Origin of the sequence: Geobacillus sp. JS12 (assembly GCF_001592395.1) — a bacterium.
Lineage (GTDB): Bacteria > Bacillota > Bacilli > Bacillales > Anoxybacillaceae > Geobacillus > Geobacillus zalihae.
Genome location: NZ_CP014749.1, coordinates 3,252,755 through 3,270,298 on the forward strand (window position 1 = coordinate 3,252,755; position 17,544 = coordinate 3,270,298).

At 52.7% G+C, this 17,544-nt stretch carries 17 protein-coding genes; all 17 read left to right on the forward strand.

Annotation, left to right across the window (positions count from 1 at the left end; translation table 11 throughout):
* The first annotated feature begins 267 nt into the window (after positions 1 to 267).
* The 17 genes from rpoB (at position 268) to rpmC (ending at position 17,543) form a co-directional block, all read left to right on the forward strand.
* On the forward strand, positions 268 to 3,840 hold the full coding sequence (gene rpoB, locus A0V43_RS15960; protein WP_063193545.1) for a DNA-directed RNA polymerase subunit beta: 3,573 nt from the start codon (positions 268 to 270) through the stop codon (positions 3,838 to 3,840).
* A 91-nt stretch (positions 3,841 to 3,931) separates the two neighbouring features.
* Positions 3,932 to 7,531, forward strand: coding sequence for a DNA-directed RNA polymerase subunit beta' (rpoC, locus tag A0V43_RS15965; RefSeq protein ID WP_025950559.1), 3,600 nt, complete (start codon positions 3,932 to 3,934; stop codon positions 7,529 to 7,531).
* A 134-nt stretch (positions 7,532 to 7,665) separates the two neighbouring features.
* Complete coding sequence (locus tag A0V43_RS15970; RefSeq protein WP_011229615.1) at positions 7,666 to 7,914, forward strand: 50S ribosomal protein L7ae-like protein; 249 nt, start codon at positions 7,666 to 7,668, stop codon at positions 7,912 to 7,914.
* Positions 7,915 to 8,010: 96 nt separating this feature from the next.
* A complete protein-coding gene (gene rpsL / locus A0V43_RS15975) occupies positions 8,011 to 8,433 on the forward strand; it encodes a 30S ribosomal protein S12 (protein WP_011229616.1) in 423 nt (140 codons plus the stop codon).
* A 39-nt stretch (positions 8,434 to 8,472) separates the two neighbouring features.
* Positions 8,473 to 8,943 carry a 30S ribosomal protein S7 gene (gene rpsG / locus A0V43_RS15980; RefSeq protein WP_011229617.1) on the forward strand — a complete coding sequence of 157 codons (471 nt, stop codon included), beginning with the start codon at positions 8,473 to 8,475 and terminating at the stop codon, positions 8,941 to 8,943.
* Between the two features lie 180 nt (positions 8,944 to 9,123).
* Positions 9,124 to 11,202, forward strand: coding sequence for an elongation factor G (fusA, locus tag A0V43_RS15985; protein ID WP_063193546.1), 2,079 nt, complete (start codon positions 9,124 to 9,126; stop codon positions 11,200 to 11,202).
* A 128-nt stretch (positions 11,203 to 11,330) separates the two neighbouring features.
* Positions 11,331 to 12,518, forward strand: a complete 1,188-nt coding sequence (gene tuf, locus A0V43_RS15990) for an elongation factor Tu (protein WP_011229619.1) — start codon at positions 11,331 to 11,333, stop codon at positions 12,516 to 12,518.
* Positions 12,519 to 12,814: 296 nt separating this feature from the next.
* On the forward strand, positions 12,815 to 13,123 hold the full coding sequence (gene rpsJ, locus A0V43_RS15995) for a 30S ribosomal protein S10 (RefSeq protein ID WP_008881945.1): 309 nt from the start codon (positions 12,815 to 12,817) through the stop codon (positions 13,121 to 13,123).
* Between the two features lie 20 nt (positions 13,124 to 13,143).
* A complete protein-coding gene (rplC, locus tag A0V43_RS16000; RefSeq protein ID WP_063193547.1) occupies positions 13,144 to 13,785 on the forward strand; it encodes a 50S ribosomal protein L3 in 642 nt (213 codons plus the stop codon).
* A gap of 29 nt (positions 13,786 to 13,814) precedes the next feature.
* Positions 13,815 to 14,438, forward strand: a complete 624-nt coding sequence (gene rplD, locus A0V43_RS16005; RefSeq protein WP_011229621.1) for a 50S ribosomal protein L4 — start codon at positions 13,815 to 13,817, stop codon at positions 14,436 to 14,438.
* Complete coding sequence (rplW, locus tag A0V43_RS16010; RefSeq protein ID WP_011229622.1) at positions 14,438 to 14,725, forward strand: 50S ribosomal protein L23; 288 nt, start codon at positions 14,438 to 14,440, stop codon at positions 14,723 to 14,725. Before rplD ends, rplW begins: the two co-directional genes overlap by 1 nt.
* Positions 14,726 to 14,752: 27 nt before the next feature.
* The gene (rplB, locus tag A0V43_RS16015) at positions 14,753 to 15,583 is read left to right on the forward strand and encodes a 50S ribosomal protein L2 (RefSeq protein WP_011229623.1); all 831 of its coding nucleotides are present in this window, start codon (positions 14,753 to 14,755) and stop codon (positions 15,581 to 15,583) included.
* A 33-nt stretch (positions 15,584 to 15,616) separates the two neighbouring features.
* Positions 15,617 to 15,895 (forward strand): 30S ribosomal protein S19, encoded by a 279-nt coding sequence (gene rpsS, locus A0V43_RS16020; protein ID WP_011229624.1) that lies wholly within the window; start codon positions 15,617 to 15,619, stop codon positions 15,893 to 15,895.
* Positions 15,896 to 15,913: 18 nt separating this feature from the next.
* The gene (rplV, locus tag A0V43_RS16025) at positions 15,914 to 16,255 is read left to right on the forward strand and encodes a 50S ribosomal protein L22 (RefSeq protein WP_011229625.1); all 342 of its coding nucleotides are present in this window, start codon (positions 15,914 to 15,916) and stop codon (positions 16,253 to 16,255) included.
* Positions 16,256 to 16,258: 3 nt separating this feature from the next.
* The gene (gene rpsC, locus A0V43_RS16030; RefSeq protein ID WP_011229626.1) at positions 16,259 to 16,915 is read left to right on the forward strand and encodes a 30S ribosomal protein S3; all 657 of its coding nucleotides are present in this window, start codon (positions 16,259 to 16,261) and stop codon (positions 16,913 to 16,915) included.
* 2 nt (positions 16,916 to 16,917) lie between these two features.
* Complete coding sequence (rplP, locus tag A0V43_RS16035) at positions 16,918 to 17,343, forward strand: 50S ribosomal protein L16 (protein WP_011229627.1); 426 nt, start codon at positions 16,918 to 16,920, stop codon at positions 17,341 to 17,343.
* The gene (gene rpmC, locus A0V43_RS16040; protein ID WP_011229628.1) at positions 17,343 to 17,543 is read left to right on the forward strand and encodes a 50S ribosomal protein L29; all 201 of its coding nucleotides are present in this window, start codon (positions 17,343 to 17,345) and stop codon (positions 17,541 to 17,543) included. The genes rplP and rpmC overlap by 1 nt, the downstream gene beginning before the upstream one ends.
* The last annotated feature ends 1 nt before the right edge of the window (position 17,544 follow it).

Genomic DNA, 17,544 nt, shown 5'->3' on the forward strand with positions numbered 1-17,544 from the left:
CCATTTTCTTTTTTTCTCCATTCAACTCAACGCCTGGTTTCCTCGCGCCGGGAGCGTGTTAAATCCCCTAAATGAAACGGCGGTGCACGCAACGAAGCCGTTTCCGCCCGGATGGCGGGGGCCGGCTGCATGCATGCCTAGTGCTTTGCCCCGGAATGACGGAGCGGCCAGTCCGCCTTGAAGGCATTGATTGCTGAGCAGAGCGGATGATGGAGCTGTTCCGGTTCCGGTTTTCACTAATGTCTACATTTGAGGGGTGAATCACTCTTGACAGGCCGACTAGTTCAATACGGGCGACACCGCCAACGCAGAAGCTATGCACGCATCAGCGAAGTGCTGGAATTGCCGAACTTGATCGAAATTCAAACGTCCTCCTACCAATGGTTTCTCGATGAAGGGCTGCGGGAAATGTTTAGGGAAATTTCCCCGATTGAAGACTTTTCCGGCAATCTCTCGCTTGAATTTATCGACTATAGTTTAGGAGAACCGAAATATACGGTCGAAGAGGCGAAAGAACGCGACGTTACATATGCGGCGCCGCTTCGCGTCAAAGTTCGCCTGATCAATAAAGAAACGGGCGAAGTGAAGGAACAAGACGTGTTTATGGGCGATTTTCCGCTCATGACGGAAACCGGAACGTTTATTATCAATGGGGCGGAACGCGTCATCGTTTCCCAGCTCGTCCGTTCGCCAAGCGTCTATTACAGCGACAAAGTTGATAAAAACGGCAAACGCGGCTACTCGGCGACAGTGATTCCGAACCGCGGCGCATGGCTTGAATATGAAACCGATGCGAAAGACGTCGTTTACGTTCGCATCGACCGCACCCGTAAACTGCCGGTTACGGTGCTTCTCCGTGCGCTTGGGTTCAGCTCCGACCAAGAAATCATCGATCTGTTCGGTGACAACGAATACTTGCGCAATACGCTTGAAAAAGATAATACCGACAGCACGGAAAAAGCGTTGATTGAAATTTACGAGCGTCTTCGTCCGGGAGAGCCGCCGACGCTTGAGAATGCGAAAAATTTGCTGGCGTCGCGCTTTTTTGACCCGAAGCGCTATGACTTGGCGAGCGTAGGCCGTTATAAAATCAATAAAAAACTTCATATTAAAAATCGCCTGTTCAATCAGCGGCTCGCGGAAACGATCGTCGATCCGGAAACGGGAGAAGTCATCGCTGAAGCTGGAGCGATGATCGACCGCCGAACGCTGAATCGCCTGCTCCCGTATTTGGAAAAAGGGGTCGGCTTACAGACATACCGCCCGGCCGAAGGGGTGGTGGACGGGGACATTTCGGTGCAAACGATCAAAATTTATGCCCCGAATGACCCGGATGGCGAAAAAGTGATCAACGTCATCGGCAACGGCTTCATCGCCGAGGATGTCAAACATATTACACCGGCTGACATCATTGCGTCGATCAGCTATTTCTTCAACTTGCTCCACGGCGTCGGCGATACGGATGACATCGACCATTTAGGCAACCGCCGCCTCCGTTCGGTCGGCGAACTATTGCAAAACCAATTCCGCATCGGCCTGTCGCGCATGGAGCGCGTCGTGCGCGAGCGCATGTCGATCCAAGATACGAACACGATTACGCCGCAGCAGCTGATCAACATCCGCCCAGTGATCGCGGCGATCAAAGAGTTTTTCGGCAGCTCGCAGCTGTCACAGTTCATGGATCAAACGAACCCATTGGCCGAACTGACGCACAAGCGGCGTCTGTCCGCGCTTGGCCCTGGCGGATTGACACGTGAGCGCGCTGGGTTTGAGGTGCGCGACGTTCACTATTCGCACTACGGGCGGATGTGTCCGATCGAGACGCCGGAAGGGCCGAACATCGGGCTGATCAACTCGCTGTCCACTTACGCGAAAGTGAACAAGTTTGGTTTTATTGAAACGCCATACCGGCGCGTCGATCCGGAGACAGGAAAAGTAACGGACCAAATCGATTATTTGACAGCCGATGAAGAGGACAATTACGTTGTAGCGCAGGCGAACGTGCCGCTTGCGGAAGACGGCACGTTCCTTGAGGAAAACGTTGTCGCCCGTTTCCGCGGCGAGAACATCGTCGTCAAGCGCGACCGCGTCGACTATATGGACGTGTCGCCGAAGCAAGTTGTCTCGGCAGCGACAGCGTGCATCCCGTTTTTGGAAAATGACGACTCGAACCGCGCCTTGATGGGGGCGAACATGCAGCGGCAAGCCGTGCCGCTGTTGGAACCGGAAGCGCCGATCGTTGGAACGGGGATGGAGTATGTTTCGGCGAAAGACTCGGGCGCGGCGGTCATTTGCAAGCACCGCGGCATCGTCGAGCGCGTCGAAGCAAAGGAAATTTGGGTGCGTCGGCTGATTGAAGTGGACGGCAAAGAAGTCAAGGGTGATTTGGATAAGTACCGGCTGCTGAAATTCGTTCGTTCGAACCAAGGCACGTGCTACAACCAGCGGCCGATCGTGAAAAAAGGCGATATCGTTGAGAAGGGCGAAATTTTGGCCGATGGCCCGTCGATGGATAAGGGCGAATTGGCGCTTGGCCGCAATGTGCTTGTCGCCTTTATGACATGGGACGGTTACAACTACGAAGACGCGATCATCATGAGCGAACGGCTCGTCAAAGAAGACGTGTATACATCCATTCATATTGAAGAGTATGAAGCCGAATCGCGCGATACGAAACTCGGTCCTGAAGAAATTACGCGCGACATTCCAAACGTCGGCGAGGATGCGCTGAAAAACTTGGATGAACGCGGCATCGTCCGCATCGGCGCAGAAGTGAAAGACGGCGACTTGCTCGTCGGCAAAGTGACGCCAAAAGGAATGACCGAGCTGACGGCGGAAGAGCGGCTGTTGCACGCGATCTTCGGCGAAAAAGCGCGCGAGGTGCGTGATACGTCGTTGCGCGTCCCGCACGGCGGCGGCGGCATCGTCCTTGACGTGAAAGTGTTCAACCGCGAAGACGGCGACGAGCTTCCGCCGGGTGTCAATCAACTGGTGCGCGTCTATATTGTGCAAAAGCGGAAAATTTCCGAGGGCGACAAAATGGCAGGCCGCCACGGAAACAAAGGGGTTATTTCCCGCATTTTGCCGGAGGAAGATATGCCCTTCTTGCCGGATGGCACGCCGATTGACATCATGTTAAACCCACTCGGCGTTCCGTCGCGGATGAACATCGGGCAAGTATTTGAGCTGCACCTTGGCATGGCGGCGAAAAAACTCGGCCTGCACATCGCCTCCCCGGTCTTTGACGGGGCGACGGAGGAAGACGTTTGGAACATCCTCGAAGAGGCAGGTCTAGCGCGCGATGCAAAAACGGTGCTGTATGACGGACGGACGGGTGAACCGTTTGATAACCGCGTGTCGGTTGGGATCATGTACATGATCAAGCTCGCCCACATGGTCGACGACAAGCTTCATGCCCGTTCCACCGGCCCGTACTCACTCGTCACTCAACAGCCGCTTGGCGGCAAGGCGCAGTTCGGCGGCCAGCGCTTTGGTGAGATGGAAGTATGGGCGCTTGAGGCGTATGGGGCGGCATACACGCTGCAAGAAATTTTGACCGTCAAGTCCGACGATGTCGTCGGCCGTGTCAAAACGTACGAGGCGATCGTCAAAGGGGAAAACATTCCGGAGCCGGGTGTGCCGGAGTCGTTTAAAGTGTTGATCAAAGAGCTGCAAAGCTTGGGCATGGACGTCACGATTTTGACGAGCGATGAACAAGAAATCAACATGGAAAACTTTGATGATGATGATGACCATGCACCGGATGCCATCATGGTGGACGTCAAACCGGCCGAACGGGAAGAAGCCGGCGAAGAGAAAGATGCGGTGACGAAAGAATAAACCGGCCATAACGGCCAGGCGGGGAGCTGTTCCCCGCCATTGGCCGCTTGAGGGAACGGAAAACCGACGGATCAAAAAGGGAGGTATACCCTTGCTGGATGTCAATAAATTTGAGTACATGAAAATTGGGCTCGCTTCCCCGGAGAAAATTCGTTCTTGGTCGTATGGCGAAGTCAAAAAGCCAGAGACAATCAACTATCGGACGTTAAAGCCGGAAAAAGACGGCTTGTTTTGCGAGCGCATTTTCGGTCCGACGAAAGACTGGGAATGCCATTGCGGCAAATATAAACGCGTTCGCTACAAAGGCGTCGTCTGCGACCGCTGCGGCGTCGAAGTGACGCGCTCGAAAGTCCGCCGCGAACGGATGGGCCATATCGAGCTGGCTGCCCCGGTTTCGCACATCTGGTATTTCAAAGGCATCCCGAGCCGGATGGGGTTGGTTCTTGACATGTCGCCGCGGGCGCTCGAAGAGGTCATTTATTTTGCATCCTATGTCGTCACCGACCCGGGTGATACGCCGCTTGAGAAAAAGCAGCTGTTGTCGGAAAAGGAATACCGCGCCTATCGCGAGAAGTACGGTCAATCGTTCCAAGCGTCGATGGGGGCGGAGGCGATCAAAAAGCTGCTCCAAGACATTGATTTGGATAAAGAGGTGGCCGCGCTGAAAGAAGAGCTGAAAACGGCGCAAGGGCAACGGCGCGCCCGCATCATTAAGCGGCTTGAAGTGCTTGAAGCGTTCCGCAGTTCAGGGAACGACCCGGCATGGATGGTGCTTGATGTACTGCCGGTCATTCCGCCGGAGTTGCGCCCGATGGTTCAGCTTGACGGCGGGCGGTTTGCAACATCGGATTTGAACGATTTGTACCGCCGCGTCATCAACCGTAACAACCGGCTGAAACGGCTGCTTGATCTCGGTGCGCCGAACATTATCGTCCAAAATGAGAAGCGGATGCTGCAAGAGGCGGTTGATGCTTTGATCGATAACGGCCGCCGCGGCCGTCCGGTGACCGGTCCGGGGAACCGTCCGTTAAAATCGCTTTCCCACATGCTGAAAGGGAAGCAAGGGCGCTTCCGGCAAAACTTGCTCGGCAAACGCGTTGATTATTCCGGCCGCTCCGTCATCGTCGTCGGTCCGAACTTGAAAATGTATCAATGCGGCCTGCCGAAAGAAATGGCGCTCGAGCTGTTTAAGCCTTTCGTCATGAAGGAGCTTGTGGAGCGGGGGTTGGCGCATAACATTAAAAGCGCGAAACGGAAAATCGAGCGCGTCCATCCGGAAGTGTGGGATGTGCTTGAAGATGTCATCAAAGAACATCCGGTGCTGTTAAACCGCGCTCCGACGCTGCACCGTCTCGGCATTCAGGCGTTTGAACCAACGCTTGTGGAAGGGCGGGCGATCCGTCTTCATCCGCTTGTTTGCACGGCGTACAACGCTGACTTTGACGGCGACCAAATGGCGGTGCACGTGCCGCTGTCAGCTGAGGCGCAAGCCGAAGCGCGCTTGTTGATGTTGGCGGCGCAAAACATTTTGAACCCGAAAGACGGGAAGCCGGTCGTGACACCATCACAAGACATGGTGTTGGGCAACTACTACTTGACGATGGAGCGCGAGGGAGCCATCGGCGAAGGCATGGTGTTCAAAGACACGGACGAGGCGCTGCTTGCTTACCATAACGGCTACGTCCATCTCCATTCGCGCATCGCCATTCATGCCGGTTCGCTGAAAAACGAAACGTTTACCGAAGAGCAAAACAACAAGCTGCTCTTAACGACCGTCGGAAAGCTCATTTTCAACGAAATTTTGCCGAATTCGTTCCCGTACATCAACGAGCCGACGACGGAAAACATTGAAGGGCGGACGCCGGACAAGTACTTCCTTGACAAAGGGGTCAACGTGCGCGAAGAAATTCGCAAGCGCGAACTCGTGCCGCCGTTTAAGAAAAAAGTGCTCGGGCAAATTATCGCTGAAGTGTTCAAACGGTTCAAAATCACCGAAACATCGAAGATGCTCGACCGCATGAAAGACCTTGGCTTCCAATATTCGACGAAGGCCGGCATCACGATCGGCGTGGCCGATATCGTCGTCCTGCCGGAAAAACAAGAAATTTTGGATGAAGCGCAAGCGAAAGTCGATACGGTTTTGAAGCAGTTCCGCCGCGGCTTAATTACGGACGAAGAGCGGTACGAGCGCGTCATCTCCATCTGGAGCGCGGCGAAAGACAAAATTCAAGACCGGTTGATGAAGTCGCTTGATAAACGCAACCCGATCTTTATGATGAGCGATTCCGGAGCGCGCGGGAACGCGTCGAACTTTACGCAGCTTGCGGGGATGCGCGGTTTGATGGCCAACCCGGCCGGCCGGATCATTGAGCTGCCGATCAAGTCGTCGTTCCGCGAAGGCTTGACGGTATTGGAATACTTTATCTCGACGCACGGCGCGCGAAAAGGATTGGCGGATACGGCGCTCAAAACGGCCGACTCAGGCTATCTCACGCGCCGCCTTGTCGACGTGGCCCAAGACGTCATCGTCCGTGAAGAAGATTGCGGCACCGACCGCGGCATTTTGGCGCGGGCGCTGACGGATGGCACGGAAGTTGTCGTCAAGCTTGAAGAGCGGCTTGTCGGCCGCTATGCGCACAAAACGGTGCGCCATCCGGAAACGGGCGAAGTGATCGTCCGCAAAGATGAGATGATCACCGAAGATATCGCCAATGAGATCATGAAAGCCGGCATTACGGAAGTATGGATTCGCTCCGTATTCGCCTGCAACACGCGCCATGGCGTCTGCAAAAAATGTTACGGCCGCAACATGGCGACCGGCATGGACGTCGAAGTTGGCGAAGCCGTCGGCATTATCGCCGCTCAGTCGATCGGCGAGCCGGGCACGCAGCTGACAATGCGGACGTTCCATACAGGCGGCGTCGCCGGCGACGATATCACTCAAGGTTTGCCACGGGTGCAAGAGCTGTTTGAAGCGCGCAACCCGAAAGGGCAAGCGGTCATTTCGGAAATTGACGGCACGGTCATCTCGATTAACAAAACGCGTGACAACCAATATGAAGTTGTCGTGCAAGGTGAGGTTGAAACGCGGACATATGTAGCGCCGTACAATGCGCGGCTGAAAGTCGAAGAAGGTCAGCGCGTCGAACGCGGCCAAGAGCTGACAGAAGGCTCGGTCGACCCGAAACAGTTGTTGCGCGTGCGCGATATTACATCCGTCCAAGAGTACTTGCTCCGCGAAGTGCAAAAAGTGTACCGGATGCAAGGGGTAGAAATCAGCGACAAGCATATCGAGGTCATGGTGCGGCAAATGCTGCGCAAAGTGCGCGTCATCGATGCCGGCGACACCGATGTGCTGCCGGGTACGCTTTTGGATGTCCACCAGTTTACGGATGTCAACGCCAAAGCTCTTCGCGAAGGGAAACGGCCGGCGACGGCCCGCCAGGTGTTGCTTGGCATCACGAAAGCGTCGCTTGAGACGGATTCATTCTTGTCTGCTGCTTCGTTCCAAGAAACGACGCGCGTCTTGACCGATGCAGCGATCAAAGGAAAACGTGATGAACTGCTTGGCTTAAAAGAAAACGTCATTATCGGCAAACTCGTCCCGGCTGGAACCGGTATGGCCCGCTACCGGAAAGTGAAGCCGGCCGTCAAAAAGGAAACGGCTGGCGACACGGTGTCGTCCAAATAACGCGAGCCAAGCGGCCGGCTAAGGCGCTCCTTGGCCGGCCATCATCTAATGAAAAATCCAGTTGACAATCGACAAAGAAAATGGTAGTCTAATAAAGGTGTTCCAACAACCTGGTACTTTGGAGGATATGTTACATGTCTTATGAAAAAGTATTACAGGCTGGAAAAATTGTCATTGGAACCAAACAAACGATAAGGGCTTTAAAGGAAGGGAAAGCAGCGGAAGTGATCGTGGCGGAGGATGCCGACTTGCCGATCATCGAAAAAGTGACCGCCGCCGCCAATGAGGCAAACGTGCCGGTCACAAAAGTCGATTCGATGAAAAAGCTTGGCAAGGCGTGCAAAATCCAAGTCGGCGCGGCTGCAGTGGCGATCCTTCGGTAACGTTTTGCCTTTCTCCCCTAAAACCTTTATTTGCATAAACGATGAACCACCTGGATATGTGGGCTTAAACGATACATGCGAAAGGAGGATCTTTTCATGCCTACAATCAACCAATTGGTCCGCAAAGGACGCGAGAAAAAAGTCGTGAAATCGAAATCCCCTGCGTTGAACAAAGGGTATAACAGCTTCAAAAAAGAGCAAACGAATGTGTCGTCTCCGCAAAAACGTGGCGTTTGCACGCGTGTCGGCACGATGACGCCGAAAAAACCGAACTCGGCGTTGCGGAAATACGCCCGTGTCCGCTTGACAAATGGGATTGAAGTTACGGCGTACATTCCGGGGATCGGCCATAACTTGCAAGAACACAGCGTTGTGCTCATCCGCGGCGGACGTGTCAAAGACTTGCCGGGGGTACGCTACCATATCATCCGTGGGGCGCTGGATGCTGCAGGCGTAGCGAACCGGATGCAAGGTCGTTCGAAATACGGCGCGAAAAAACCAAAAGCAGCGAAAAAATAATGAAATGAAGAGAATGTTTTCCTGAAGGGAGGAAACACTATGCCACGTAGAGGCCCTGTTGCTAAACGTGACGTACTGCCGGATCCAATTTACAATTCGAAGCTTGTTACCCGTTTGATCAATAAAATTATGATCGACGGCAAAAAATCAAAAGCACAAAAAATTCTTTACACCGCGTTTGATATTATCCGTGAGCGCACGGGTAAAGATCCAATGGAAGTGTTTGAGCAAGCGTTGAAAAACGTGATGCCGGTGTTGGAAGTGCGCGCTCGCCGCGTTGGTGGGGCGAACTACCAAGTTCCGGTCGAGGTTCGTCCGGACCGCCGCGTTTCTCTCGGTTTGCGCTGGCTCGTGCAATATGCACGTCTTCGTAACGAAAAAACGATGGAAGAGCGCTTGGCAAATGAAATTATGGACGCTGCCAACAACACGGGTGCAGCGGTGAAAAAACGCGAAGATACACATAAAATGGCTGAAGCGAACCGCGCGTTTGCCCATTACCGCTGGTAAGGAGCGCCGCCTAAAGGAAATAGGTGAGGAGGCACTGCGGTTGCCTATTCACCTATCTTCCTATATATTGCGGCCTTTCCGGTCGCGCGTGGGACAACTTCAAAGACAAGGGGATTGCGCCATCGATGGCGGCGCCATCTACTTATATTTCATATTTGAAGGAAGGAGAAAATAACCACTATGGCAAGAGAGTTCTCCTTGGAAAAGACTCGCAACATAGGGATTATGGCGCACATTGACGCCGGGAAAACGACGACGACGGAACGGATCTTGTTCTATACCGGCCGCGTTCATAAAATCGGGGAAGTGCATGAAGGTGCGGCCACGATGGACTGGATGGAACAAGAACAAGAGCGCGGAATTACGATCACGTCGGCGGCGACAACGGCGCAATGGAAAGGCCATCGCATCAATATCATCGACACGCCGGGGCACGTCGACTTTACGGTCGAGGTTGAGCGTTCGTTGCGCGTATTGGACGGGGCCATCACGGTCTTAGACGCGCAATCGGGTGTTGAACCGCAAACGGAAACCGTTTGGCGCCAAGCGACGACATATGGCGTCCCACGGATCGTGTTCGTCAACAAAATGGATAAAATCGGCGCCGATTTCTTGTATTCGGTGAAAACGCTCCATGACCGCCTGCAAGCGAACGCCCATCCGGTGCAACTGCCGATCGGTGCTGAAGATCAATTCTCCGGCATTATCGACTTGGTTGAAATGTGCGCGTACCATTACCATGATGAGCTTGGCAAAAACATTGAGCGCATTGACATTCCGGAAGAATACCGCGATATGGCAGAAGAGTACCATAACAAGCTGATTGAGGCGGTCGCTGAGCTGGACGAAGAATTAATGATGAAATATTTGGAAGGAGAAGAAATCACGGCGGAAGAGCTGAAGGCCGCGATCCGCAAAGCGACGATCAGCGTTGAATTCTTCCCGGTCTTCTGCGGCTCGGCATTCAAAAACAAAGGTGTTCAGCTGCTTCTTGACGGCGTTGTCGACTACTTGCCGTCTCCGGTTGACATCCCGGCGATTCGCGGCGTCGTTCCGGATACCGAAGAAGAAGTGACACGTGAAGCAAGCGATGACGCTCCGTTTGCCGCTTTGGCATTTAAAATCATGACTGACCCGTATGTCGGGAAATTGACGTTTATTCGCGTCTACTCTGGAACGCTTGATTCCGGTTCATATGTGATGAACACGACGAAAGGGAAGCGCGAACGGATCGGCCGCTTGCTGCAAATGCACGCGAACCACCGTCAAGAAATTTCGAAAGTCTATGCCGGTGATATTGCCGCAGCGGTAGGTTTAAAAGATACGACGACCGGTGATACTCTATGTGATGACAAGCATCCTGTCATTTTAGAGTCGATGCAATTCCCAGAACCGGTCATTTCGGTGGCAATCGAGCCGAAGTCGAAAGCCGATCAAGACAAAATGAGCCAAGCGCTGCAAAAATTGCAAGAAGAAGACCCGACTTTCCGCGCTCACACCGACCCGGAAACGGGCCAAACGATCATCTCCGGAATGGGCGAGTTGCATCTTGACATCATCGTCGACCGGATGCGCCGCGAGTTCAAAGTCGAAGCGAACGTCGGGGCGCCGCAAGTTGCCTACCGCGAAACGTTCCGCAAATCGGCGCAAGTCGAAGGCAAATTCATCCGTCAATCCGGCGGCCGCGGTCAATACGGCCACGTTTGGATCGAATTCTCGCCGAACGAGCGCGGCAAAGGCTTCGAATTCGAGAACGCCATCGTCGGTGGGGTTGTTCCGAAAGAGTATGTGCCGGCCGTCCAAGCTGGATTGGAAGAAGCGATGCAAAACGGCGTCTTAGCCGGCTATCCGGTTGTCGACATTAAAGCGAAGCTGTTCGACGGATCGTACCACGATGTCGACTCGAGCGAAATGGCATTCAAAATCGCTGCTTCCTTGGCATTGAAAAACGCCGCGACGAAGTGCGATCCGGTTCTTTTGGAACCGATCATGAAAGTCGAAGTCGTCATCCCTGAAGAGTACCTCGGTGACATCATGGGCGACATCACGTCCCGTCGCGGCCGCATCGAGGGGATGGAAGCGCGCGGCAACGCCCAAGTCGTCCGGGCGATGGTGCCGATGGCTGAAATGTTCGGTTATGCGACATCGCTCCGTTCGAACACGCAAGGACGCGGAACGTTCTCGATGGTGTTTGACCACTATGAAGAAGTTCCGAAAAACATCGCCGATGAAATTATCAAAAAAAATAAAGGCGAATAATTGATTTCTCTTGCTAGTTTCGCTATAAATACTTATGTAAGTAAGACTTGGGAACATTTTGTTCCCAAGCATCCTATACTTACCCAACCATATAAATTCATATCTTACTTTTAAGGAGGATATCTCTCATGGCTAAAGCGAAATTTGAGCGCACGAAACCGCACGTCAACATTGGCACGATCGGCCACGTTGACCACGGGAAAACGACGTTGACAGCTGCGATCACGACGGTTTTGGCGAAACAAGGCAAAGCCGAAGCAAAAGCGTACGACCAAATCGACGCTGCTCCGGAAGAGCGTGAACGCGGGATTACGATTTCGACGGCGCACGTCGAGTATGAAACAGATGCTCGCCACTATGCGCACGTTGACTGCCCGGGCCACGCTGACTACGTTAAAAACATGATCACGGGCGCGGCGCAAATGGACGGCGCGATCCTTGTTGTATCGGCAGCTGACGGTCCGATGCCGCAAACGCGCGAACACATTCTTCTCTCCCGCCAAGTCGGTGTTCCGTACATCGTTGTATTCTTGAACAAATGCGACATGGTGGACGACGAAGAATTGCTTGAACTTGTTGAAATGGAAGTTCGCGATCTTCTCTCTGAATACGACTTCCCAGGCGATGAAGTGCCGGTCATCAAAGGTTCGGCATTAAAAGCGCTTGAAGGCGACCCGCAATGGGAAGAAAAAATCATTGAACTGATGAATGCGGTTGACGAATACATCCCGACGCCGCAACGTGAAGTGGACAAACCGTTCATGATGCCAATCGAGGACGTCTTCTCGATCACGGGCCGCGGTACGGTTGCAACAGGCCGTGTTGAACGCGGTACGTTGAAAGTTGGCGACCCGGTTGAAATCATCGGTTTGTCGGATGAGCCGAAAACGACGACCGTTACGGGTGTAGAAATGTTCCGCAAACTTCTCGATCAAGCGGAAGCCGGCGACAACATCGGTGCGCTTCTCCGCGGCGTATCTCGTGATGAAGTCGAGCGCGGCCAAGTATTGGCGAAACCTGGTTCGATCACGCCGCACACGAAATTCAAAGCGCAAGTATACGTCCTGACGAAAGAAGAAGGCGGACGCCATACTCCGTTCTTCTCGAACTACCGTCCGCAATTCTACTTCCGTACGACGGACGTAACGGGCATTATCACGCTTCCGGAAGGCGTCGAAATGGTTATGCCTGGCGACAACGTTGAAATGACGGTGGAACTGATCGCCCCGATCGCGATCGAAGAAGGTACGAAATTCTCGATCCGCGAAGGCGGCCGTACGGTCGGCGCTGGCTCTGTATCGGAAATCATCGAGTAATCACGGCAAAAAAGGGTGTCCAGCAATGGACATCCTTTTTTTGATGCCATCTTGACCGTCAGATTGGCGGCTGTGTTGAAAACGGGATGGCGGCTATGTATAATAGAAGAAGTGTGGGAAAAGCAAAGAAATCACTTGCAATCTTGCTTACATACCAGTATAATATCAAATGTTGGTCTTTGACTGCGATGAAGCGGAAGGTTGCTGACACACCCGGCCGCTTTGCCACGGCGGTGTGCAGGAAATTTCCGTGGAGAAGTCTATTTTCAAAATAGGCGAAGAAGGAGGGAAACCAAATGGCAAAAGAAAAAATTCGCATTCGTTTAAAAGCTTACGATCATCGAATTTTAGACCAATCGGCGGAGAAAATTGTGGAAACCGCAAAACGTTCCGGGGCAAAAGTGTCGGGGCCGATCCCGTTGCCGACGGAAAGAACGGTGTATACGATCTTGCGTGCCGTTCATAAGTACAAAGACTCCCGTGAACAATTCGAAATGCGGACGCATAAACGTTTGATCGACATCATCAACCCGACTCCGCAAACGGTTGATTCGTTAATGCGTCTCGATTTGCCGTCGGGCGTTGATATTGAAATTAAACTTTGATCGACTGGGAGGTGTGACACATGACGAAAGGAATCTTAGGAAGAAAGATCGGTATGACGCAAATATTTGCGGAAAATGGCGATTTGATTCCGGTAACCGTCATCCATGCGACGCCGAACGTCGTCCTGCAAAAGAAAACGATCGAAAACGACGGTTACGAAGCGATCCAATTAGGTTTTGAAGATATTAGCGAAAAACGCGCCAATAAACCGCAAATTGGCCATGCTGCCAAAGCGAACACGGCACCTAAGCGCTTCATTCGTGAAATCCGCGGCGCCAACATCGATGAATATGAAGTTGGCCAAGAAGTGAAAGTTGACATTTTCAGCGAAGGCGAAATTGTCGATGTCACGGGCATTTCGAAAGGGAAAGGTTTCCAAGGGGCGATCAAACGCCACGGTCAATCACGCGGACCAATGGCTCACGGTTCCCGTTATCATCGCCGTCCGGGTTCGATGGGGGCCATCGCGCCAAACCGCGTTTTCAAAACGAAAAACTTGCCGGGCCGCATGGGCGGTGAGCGCGTGACGATCCAAAACTTGAAAATCGTGAAAGTGGATCCGGAGCGCAACTTGCTGCTCATTAAAGGCAATGTGCCGGGTCCGAGAAAAGGCTTAGTCATCGTCAAAAGCGCCGTGAAAGCGGCGAAGAAGGCGAAATAACATCCGGCCAAGAAAGGAGGAACTACGTAATGCCAAAAGTAGCATTATACAACCAAAACGGTCAGACGGTCGGCGAAATCGAGTTGAACGACGCCGTTTTTGGGATTGAACCGAATAAGCATGTGTTATTCGAAGCAGTGATTATGCAACGCGCCTCGATGCGTCAAGGAACGCATAAAACGAAAAACCGCGCTGAAGTGAGCGGCGGCGGCCGCAAGCCATGGCGCCAAAAAGGGACAGGACGCGCCCGTCAAGGTTCGATTCGCGCTCCGCAATGGCGCGGCGGCGGTACGGTCTTTGGTCCAGTTCCGCGCAGCTACAGCTACAAACTTCCGAAAAAAGTTCGCCGTTTAGCGATCAAATCGGCATTGTCTTCGAAAGTGCTCGAAAACGACATCGTTGTATTGGATCAATTGTCGCTTGAAGCACCGAAGACGAAGGAAATGGTCAAAATTTTAAACAATCTCTCAGTGGATCGGAAAGCACTCATTGTGACCGACGAGCTGAATGAGAATGTATATCTGTCGGCGCGCAACATTCCTGGCGTCAAAGTGGTGGCAGCCAACGGCATCAATGTGCTCGATGTGCTCAACCATGACAAACTCGTCATTACGAAGGCGGCCGTGGAGAAAGTAGAGGAGGTGCTTGCATAATGAAAGACCCTCGCGACATTATTAAGCGCCCCATCATCACGGAAAATACAATGAATTTGATCGGGCAAAAAAAATATACGTTTGAGGTCGACGTCAAAGCGAACAAGACGGAAGTGAAAGACGCCGTCGAGAAAATTTTTGGCGTTAAAGTAGCCAAAGTGAACATCATGAACTATAAAGGGAAATTTAAACGCGTCGGCCGCTACAGCGGCTATACGAACCGCCGCCGCAAAGCGATCGTCACGCTGACGCCGGACAGCAAAGAGATCGAACTGTTTGAAGTGTAACATAAACGATGAAGGAGGGACATTCCGATGGCGATCAAAAAGTACAAACCGACATCGAACGGCCGTCGCGGCATGACGGTGCTTGATTTCTCGGAAATTACGACGGATCAGCCGGAAAAATCGCTGCTTGCTCCGTTAAAGAAAAAGGCGGGCCGCAACAATCAAGGGAAAATTACGGTGCGCCATCAAGGCGGCGGCCATAAACGCCAATATCGGATTATCGACTTTAAACGCGACAAAGACGGAATTCCAGGACGCGTTGCTACGATTGAATACGATCCGAACCGTTCTGCCAATATCGCGCTCATCAACTATGCAGACGGTGAAAAACGCTACATTATCGCGCCGAAAAACTTGAAAGTCGGCATGGAAATCATGTCCGGTCCGGATGCGGACATTAAAATCGGCAATGCGCTTCCGCTTGAGAACATCCCAGTCGGTACGCTCGTCCACAACATTGAGCTGAAACCGGGCCGCGGCGGACAATTGGTGCGTGCAGCTGGTACGTCGGCGCAAGTGCTCGGGAAAGAAGGAAAATACGTCATCGTTCGTTTGGCTTCCGGCGAAGTGCGCATGATTTTAGGCAAATGCCGTGCAACGGTTGGTGAAGTCGGCAACGAGCAACACGAACTTGTCAACATCGGGAAAGCAGGACGCGCCCGCTGGTTGGGGATTCGCCCGACAGTTCGCGGTTCGGTTATGAACCCGGTTGACCATCCGCACGGCGGTGGTGAAGGGAAAGCGCCAATCGGACGCAAATCGCCGATGACACCATGGGGCAAACCGACGCTTGGATACAAAACACGCAAAAAGAAAAACAAATCGGATAAATTCATCATCCGTCGCCGCAAGAAATAATGAACGAGCGCAATTCAGAAGGGAGGTTCACTTATGGGTCGCAGCTTGAAAAAAGGTCCGTTTTGCGATGAGCATTTGATGAAAAAAATCGAAAAACTGAATGCAACAGGGCAAAAACAAGTGATCAAAACGTGGTCTCGCCGTTCGACGATCTTCCCGCAGTTTGTCGGGCATACGATCGCGGTGTACGATGGCCGCAAACATGTTCCGGTCTACATCACGGAAGACATGGTCGGGCACAAACTCGGCGAATTTGCGCCGACGCGCACGTTCCGCGGCCATGCTGGCGATGACAAGAAAACGAAACGGTAATGAGAGGAGGTTCTAGATATGCAAGCTAAAGCTGTTGCAAGAACCGTTCGCATCGCTCCTCGTAAAGCGCGCTTAGTCATTGACTTGATTCGCGGGAAAGAAGTGGGCGAAGCGTTCGCTATTTTGCGCCATACACCAAAAGCAGCTTCCCCGATCATTGAGAAAGTGTTGAAATCAGCAGTTGCCAACGCTGAACACAACTATGACATGGACGTCAACAACTTGGTCATTACTCAAGCGTATGTCGACGAAGGTCCGACGCTGAAACGGTTCCGTCCGCGCGCCATGGGACGGGCAAGCGCCATTAACAAACGCACAAGCCATATTACGATCGTCGTTTCAGAAAAGAAGGAGGGATAATCCGTGGGTCAAAAGGTCAACCCGATCGGTCTGCGCATCGGCATCATTCGTGACTGGGAATCGAGATGGTATGCGGAAAAAGACTATGCAGATCTGTTGCACGAAGACTTGAAAATCCGTGAATACATTAGCAAACGCCTGCAAGACGCGGCCGTCTCCCGCGTGGAGATTGAACGGGCAGCCAACCGGGTCAACGTAACGATCCATACCGCCAAACCGGGCATGGTCATCGGGAAAGGCGGTTCGGAAGTGGAAGCGCTCCGTAAAGCGCTCGCGCAATTGACCGGTAAACGCGTCCATATCAACATTGTAGAAATCAAAAAACCAGACTTGGATGCACGTCTTGTTGCTGAAAATATCGCTCGTCAGCTTGAAAACCGCGTATCGTTCCGCCGGGCGCAAAAACAAGCGATCCAACGTGCGATGCGCGCTGGGGCGAAAGGGATCAAAACGATGGTATCCGGCCGTTTGGGCGGGGCTGACATCGCTCGTTCGGAGCATTACAGCGAAGGGACGGTTCCACTCCATACGCTGCGCGCTGACATTGACTATGGAACGGCAGAAGCCGATACGACGTACGGAAAAATCGGCGTGAAAGTATGGATTTATCGTGGAGAAGTCCTTCCGACCAAGAAAAAAGCTGAGGAAGGAGGAAAATAATCATGTTAATGCCAAAACGCGTCAAATATCGCCGTGAACATCGCGGACGGATGAAAGGCCGGGCGAAAGGCGGCACGGAAGTTCATTTCGGTGAATTTGGGTTGCAAGCATTAGAATCAGCTTGGATTACGAACCGGCAAATCGAAGCAGCCCGTCGGGCGATGACCCGTTACATGAGACGGGGCGGAAAAGTATGGATCCGCATTTTCCCTTCGAAACCGTACACAGCGAAACCGCTTGAAGTGCGGATGGGTTCTGGTAAAGGGGCGCCGGAAGGCTGGGTCGCCGTTGTCAAACCAGGCAAAGTGATGTTTGAAGTGGGCGGTGTTTCTGAGGAAGTGGCACGTGAAGCATTGCGTCTCGCTTCTCACAAACTTCCGATCAAATGCAAATTTGTAAAACGTGAAGAAACTGGTGGTGAAGCGTAATGAAAGCGAAAGAAATCCGTGAGTTGACCACTGCCGAGATCGAACAAAAAATTAAAGCATTGAAGGAAGAATTGTTCAACCTTCGCTTCCAACTGGCCACAGGTCAATTGGAAAACACGGCGCGCATCCGCCAAGTGCGCAAAGACATCGCCCGCATGAAAACGATTATTCGCGAACGTGAGCTCGCTGCCAATAAATAAT